The organism is Tabrizicola sp. YIM 78059 (assembly GCF_004959785.1).
Lineage (GTDB): Bacteria > Pseudomonadota > Alphaproteobacteria > Rhodobacterales > Rhodobacteraceae > Tabrizicola > Tabrizicola caldifontis.
This window is the reverse complement of record NZ_SJZH01000036.1, coordinates 1-5,116: the sequence shown is the minus strand read 5'-3', so window position 1 is coordinate 5,116 and position 5,116 is coordinate 1. Positions and strand designations below refer to the sequence as shown.

Sequence of the window (5,116 nt, the reverse complement as noted above, 5' to 3'; positions counted from 1 at the left end):
GATAGAAGGTGACGCGCAGCCCGCGCGCCTTCATCTCGCGGATCGCCTGCACCACTGCGAAATCCGCAGGCGTGCCGCCATAGACGGGGCGATCTTCGGCATCGCGACTCACGAGGTGCGCATTCGCCCGCGCCACGCCATTCACGGACCAGACCTTGGGGCCGGTGACCTTGGTCGCGACCTCGACGCCGGGCTTGATCGCGCAGCTGCCCGCGCGCAGGTCGGTGCCGAACCAGGCGACGACGAGACTGACGCTCTCGACGGCCGGGGCCATGGCCTGCAGCCGATCGAGAGCCACGACGATGTCGGTCTCGTCGGGCAGCGCGTTCAGGTTCTCGGCCGAGGTGGTGCCGCCGGTCGTCTGGCCGAAGACCGTCGTCGTCGCCCCGACTGTCTTGCGGACGGCTTCGGTCGCATAGGTGAACTCGCCCGAGGCCGGGATCATTGTCACTGCCTTGACCAGCCCTTCGGCCGTGTCGGGGTCAGCCAGCGGTCGGAACACCTCGAAGGACAGCTGCGGCAGGCGATTGCCGTAGGTCGAGAGCGCCAGTTCCTCGAAGACGACATAGGCGGTCCCGCGATAGGCGGGAGTGTTGGCCGCGCCCATCTTGGCCGAAATGAATGGGTCAGGCGTCTGGGTCTCGTTCCCTGGATACCAGCGCCAGGTGATGCCGGTCATGTCCAGCGGTTTGCCATCGGCCCAGATGCGCCCGATGCCGGTGATCGGGCCTTCGCACAAGCCGACCGCGAAGCTGGCATAGTATAGATACTCGGTCGTCTGGACCCGGCCACCGCCACTACCCTTGCCGCCGCCTTGCGTCCTGGTCATGGTTTCCTCGCGGAAATCGGTTGCCCAGATGATGTTGCCGCCGATCCGCATCCGGCCGTAGAGCCGAGGGATGATGGCACCTTCGGTCGCGGAGGTGATCCGCAGGCTGTCCAGGCGCTGGCCTTCGATCTTCTGCGCGGGGGCCAGTGAAGACACGATCCAGCTGTCGACGACCGATCCAATGGTGGAGCCGATGAAACCACCGATGGCAGCGCCAGAGAAGCCAAGGATCGCGCCGCCAAAGGCCCCGCCAATGGCGGAACCGACGGCGCCGAGGACAAGCGTGGCCATTGCGGAAATCTCAGCGAGCAGGGAACAGGAAGGCGAAGGCGATGCGGCGTCGCCATGCGGGTGTCAGTGGTTCCTCGATCACGCCCAACCGCTCATAGGCGTGCAGGAAGGTGTCGGGGCCGGTGAGGATCCCGACATGCTTTGCTATGGCGCGCGGCACCATGCGGAACAGGATCAGCGCACCGGGTAAGGCGTCGGTCGGTGCGATTTCCGGCATCATCTGGCGCGCGCCGTCGGCCAGCACCTCGCGCGGCCCGGTCTCACCCCAATCGCGGCTGTAGGGCGGGATCGGGAACGGCTCCGGCCCCACGACCTCGCGCCAGACGCCCCGTGCGAGGCCGAGACAATCGCAGCCGACCCCGCGCAAGCTGGCCTGGTCGTGATAGGGCGTGCCGAGCCAAGACCGCGCGACGGCGATGACGCGGCCGGGGTCGGCGGTATTTGTAACACTTCCACTCATCGGTGCGATCCTCGGCTAAGGTGAAGCATCGGTTGCTGGGAGAGGGTCGCCGTAGCGTCTTCGGGGTATCGTCCTCGTCTGTGAGATTGGCGCCCTCGACCGGCGTTCAGGGCTCGAACGGCATCCTGGGGCCAGGCCTTGCCCGCTTGCGTCCTCGCTTGGACAAGGGTGAGCATGAATGTCGGCTCCGAGGCTCCCCGGCCGTTTGCGGCAAAGGAGGGATCATGTTCGCAGGCATCGACATTGCGTCTGAACGGCATGTGCTGGCCCGACTGGACAGTTCGGGCAAGGTAATCGGCCGCCCGATCGCGTTCGGGGAGGATCGGGACGGCTACAGGCGGCTGGCAGAAGCGCTGGGGCCGCCACCGGTGCTGGTCGCGATGGAAGCGACGGGGCATTACTGGAAGAACCTGTTCGCGGTGCTGACTGCGGCCGGGCATGACGTCGCCCTGCTCAATCCCTTCACCGCCCGCCGTTTCCAGGACGCGACCCTCGAGCGGACCAAGACCGACACGATCGATGCCGAGGGACTGGCACGGCTGGCCTTCGAGAAGCGTCCCGCCCCCACGCAGCTGCATGACGAGGCGCCCGAGAGCCTGCGTGAACTCGTCCGCCACCGCGACCGGCTGCGCCAGGACTTCGATGACCGGGTTCGCCAGCTCCATCGCCTCGTCGATCTCGGTTTCCCCGAGTTCACCCGCCATGTTCGCAGCCTCGACAGCATGCTGGCCACCGCGCTGATCGCCGAATACCCCACGGCACAAGCCTTCGCGCGCGCCAACCCCAGGCGTTTGGCGAAGCTGCGCTACGACGGCTGCCACTTCGTCGGTCCCGACCTGGCCGAACAGCTGGTCGCTGCGGCAAAGTACTCGGTCGGCCAGCATCACGGACCGGTCTATGCGCTGCAGGCACGGCACATCTGCCAGGACCTCGATATGTGGCGCCGTCGACTGACCGAAATCGACCGTGACATCGAGGGCCTGCTCGAAACCCACGAGGTCGGCAAACTCCTCCTGAGCATCGACGGTCTCGGACCGCATTCGGTCGCGCGAATCATCGCCGCAGTCGGCGATCCGGCGCGGTTCCGAAGTGCGGGCGCCTTTGCGGCCTATGTCGGCGTCGTTCCAGGCCTTCGCCAATCCGGCAAGCAATCCGCTCGCGTCCGCGCGCCGATCAGCCCCATGGGCAATGCTCGGCTGCGACACGCCCTCTGGATGCCCGTACTCGGCGCCGTACGCCGCAATCCATGGCTCCGCGCCTTCTACCTGCGCCTGCGCGCAGCCGGAAAACCGGCCAAGCTCGCCTTGATCGCCGCAATGCGAAAACTGCTCAACGCCGTCTACAGTGTCGCCAGAAACCGCAAGCCGTTCGTCGCCTCGGCCGACATGGCACGGGCGGCATAGGCCACCCATACCGACGCCGCCCGCGCCATGTCGGACCCCGAAAAACGCTTGCTCAACGTGACGGCATCTCACAGCACCGCCCCCTCGTGGCCGCCATCCTTGGTGGCGTAGCGCACCACGGCGTCCTGGCCCGGGATGTGCGGGAACCCTCGGAAGTTGGCGACATTGGCGAACTTCGTCCCGCAGGTCGCGATACGCTTGTCGCAGCCCGCCCGGACCACGAAAGCATCCGTCGCCGTGATCGGTCGCACCGGCGCTTCCAGCAGGGTCAGGATCGCCACGCCATCGACGAGGTCATGCGACAGCACTTCGACCCGCCGCCCCGCGTTCGCGCCGCTGGTCCACTCGACCAGCCCGAAGGCAAACCAGCCCGCCGCGAAGGGGCCGAGGCCGGAAGCGGTGAAGGCCCGGTCCCGCAGCACTTCGATGATCGCACCGCTGCCCTTGAAGGCCGCGGCCTCGAGGTTCACGCCGCATCGCGCATCGCCCAGCGCGGCATCGCAACTCGCCTGGAACGTCCGCCCGACCGTCTGGCCGAGCACATGGGCGAGGCTCCGCACCTCCGCCACGAAGGCGAGCCGCCCGCGCCGGATCTGGCCAATGGCCCCGCGGCGCAAAAGCACGCGTTGCGCCGGGCTCGCCCAGTTCACGCGCCAGACCTCGACTGCCGCATTGTCCCATCGGCCGTCGAAAATGTCGGTCTCCGAAATCCGGTCCGACGACAGCACGCCTTGCGCGTCCTGCGCATCGACGGAGAGGTCAGACCCCGACCGGACCTCGGACGCCGTCAGACCACTTTCCGGTTCGAACTCGGTGCCGTCGAAGGTGAGGGTCCGGTCATGGTCGGTGAAGCCGAAGGTCACGCCATCGGCCCGGGTGATGCGCCAGCACCAGGCCAGTGTCGTCGTGCCCTCTTCGAGATGGGCCTGCAGGGCGGGAAGGAGGGACTTCACCTGCGCCCCCAGCCGCGCCAGAGCGCGATCGAGGCCAGCGCCGAGGAGACGACACCGCCTGCTGCGCCGGTCAGGGCGTAGAGGTTGAAGGGCCTGAGGTCGAAGGTCCCGGTCGCCAGGTCGAAATCCGCCAGCCCCGCCATGGCGAGGCCGGAGGCGACAAGGCAGGCGAGATAGACGAGGCCGCGGGCGAAGGTCCAGTTCATGTCGTTTCCTTTCCGGTGAAGAAGCTGGCAAGTCGCTGCCACCAGCTGGGCGCGGTGGTGGATTGGGCTGGAGGCAGCACCGACGTGCCGGTCTGGCGCAGCAAGGCCAGCGCCTCGGCTTCGCTGAGCCGACGGATCGGTCGCGAGAAGTCGACCCGGCCGTTGCGGTCGACGGCCCAGACCGGGATGGTGCCGGTCGGGTAGATGCCCCTGGCGAAGAGATCGCGCTCTGCCTCGCGGCGGGACCGGATGGCGGCGGGCTTGAGCCAGCCCATGAAGGCCGCTGCCGCCGCCGCACGGTTGCCCGCGTTCACAGCCTTCTTCAGCGCGGCCTTGGCGATGCCGCCGGTGTTGTAGTGGAAACTGACCAGCGCATCGAACTCGTGGGGCTCCAGCGGCACCTTCACGGCGCGCAGCACCTCGGCCTCGTAGGCAGCGAGGTCTGCGCGGAAGACCCGGAAAGCCTCGCGGATCCCTGCATCGAGATCGGCCGGCATGCCGCGCGCCATTTGCGCCGGATCGGGCGGACCCGCGGCGGCCGTGTGGCCGATGCCGAAGGTCCAGACGGTCTTCACATCGAGATAGGGTCCGGGCACGATACCCTCGTGCCGGACGAGGGCCAGAAGGCCCCGGTCTGTCATATGCATGGAATTACCTGATGAGCGAGAGGACGAGGATCAGCACCGCGACGGCGAGGCCGATGCGCAGGCGGTGGGCGAATGCCAGACCGGGATCGCCCGGGTCACAGCGAAGGGCGCGCGCGCGGCGGAGAAGGTCATTCATCGTCTGCCCCTCCCTTCGCGCCACGCAGCCGGGCGAGGACGAGTTCGATGAAGGCGGGGCCGAAGACACCCACGAGATAGGCGGCCGAGCCTGCCGCGCCGCCCGCAGGGATCGCCTGCGGCGGCAGGGAGAGCCAGGCGGTGACGAGCGCCATCGAGAAGCTCCCCATCCCGGCCGCGATCAGCCCGCCA

The 5,116-nt window shown here is 67.9% G+C and carries 6 protein-coding genes and 2 pseudogenes; 1 reads left to right on the top strand and 7 read right to left on the bottom strand.

The annotated features are described in order from the left end of the window. Nucleotides 1–1,120 (bottom strand): annotated as a pseudogene (locus EZM81_RS17760) (hypothetical protein); the annotation flags it as partial. A gap of 10 nt (nt 1,121–1,130) precedes the next feature. Next, nucleotides 1,131–1,580, bottom strand: a complete 450-nt coding sequence (locus tag EZM81_RS17755; RefSeq protein ID WP_136646703.1) for an NlpC/P60 family protein — start codon at nt 1,578–1,580, stop codon at nt 1,131–1,133. 224 nt (nt 1,581–1,804) lie between these two features. Between EZM81_RS17755 and EZM81_RS17750 the strand changes: the two genes are divergently transcribed. Continuing rightward, nucleotides 1,805–2,983, top strand: a complete 1,179-nt coding sequence (locus EZM81_RS17750; protein ID WP_136646702.1) for an IS110 family transposase — start codon at nt 1,805–1,807, stop codon at nt 2,981–2,983. A gap of 68 nt (nt 2,984–3,051) precedes the next feature. On the opposite strand, the gene EZM81_RS17745 is transcribed toward EZM81_RS17750, so the two are convergent. From EZM81_RS17745 to EZM81_RS17730, 5 genes and pseudogenes are all read right to left on the bottom strand, one after another. Further along, nucleotides 3,052–3,936, bottom strand: coding sequence for a DUF2163 domain-containing protein (locus EZM81_RS17745; protein WP_136646701.1), 885 nt, complete (start codon nt 3,934–3,936; stop codon nt 3,052–3,054). Next, nucleotides 3,933–4,142 carry a hypothetical protein gene (locus tag EZM81_RS17740; protein WP_136646700.1) on the bottom strand — a complete coding sequence of 70 codons (210 nt, stop codon included), beginning with the start codon at nt 4,140–4,142 and terminating at the stop codon, nt 3,933–3,935. Before EZM81_RS17740 ends, EZM81_RS17745 begins: the two co-directional genes overlap by 4 nt. Continuing rightward, nucleotides 4,139–4,783 carry a lysozyme gene (locus EZM81_RS17735; RefSeq protein ID WP_248298278.1) on the bottom strand — a complete coding sequence of 215 codons (645 nt, stop codon included), beginning with the start codon at nt 4,781–4,783 and terminating at the stop codon, nt 4,139–4,141. Before EZM81_RS17735 ends, EZM81_RS17740 begins: the two co-directional genes overlap by 4 nt. A 10-nt stretch (nt 4,784–4,793) precedes the next feature. Further along, nucleotides 4,794–4,925 carry a hypothetical protein gene (locus EZM81_RS18710; protein ID WP_256371638.1) on the bottom strand — a complete coding sequence of 44 codons (132 nt, stop codon included), beginning with the start codon at nt 4,923–4,925 and terminating at the stop codon, nt 4,794–4,796. Further along, a pseudogene (locus EZM81_RS17730) lies at nt 4,918–5,116 on the bottom strand (hypothetical protein); the annotation flags it as partial. The pseudogene EZM81_RS17730 and the gene EZM81_RS18710, both read right to left, overlap by 8 nt.

Excerpts from the sequence above, each read along its gene's own strand:
- EZM81_RS17735 (WP_248298278.1), bottom strand. The coding sequence starts at position 4,783 with ATGACAGACCGGGGCCTTCTGGCCCTCGTCCGGCACGAGGGTATCGTG.
- EZM81_RS18710 (WP_256371638.1), bottom strand. The coding sequence starts at position 4,925 with ATGAATGACCTTCTCCGCCGCGCGCGCGCCCTTCGCTGTGACCCGGGC.
- EZM81_RS17740 (WP_136646700.1), bottom strand. The coding sequence starts at position 4,142 with ATGAACTGGACCTTCGCCCGCGGCCTCGTCTATCTCGCCTGCCTTGTC.
- EZM81_RS17755 (WP_136646703.1), bottom strand. The coding sequence starts at position 1,580 with ATGAGTGGAAGTGTTACAAATACCGCCGACCCCGGCCGCGTCATCGCC.
- EZM81_RS17750 (WP_136646702.1), top strand. The coding sequence starts at position 1,805 with ATGTTCGCAGGCATCGACATTGCGTCTGAACGGCATGTGCTGGCCCGA.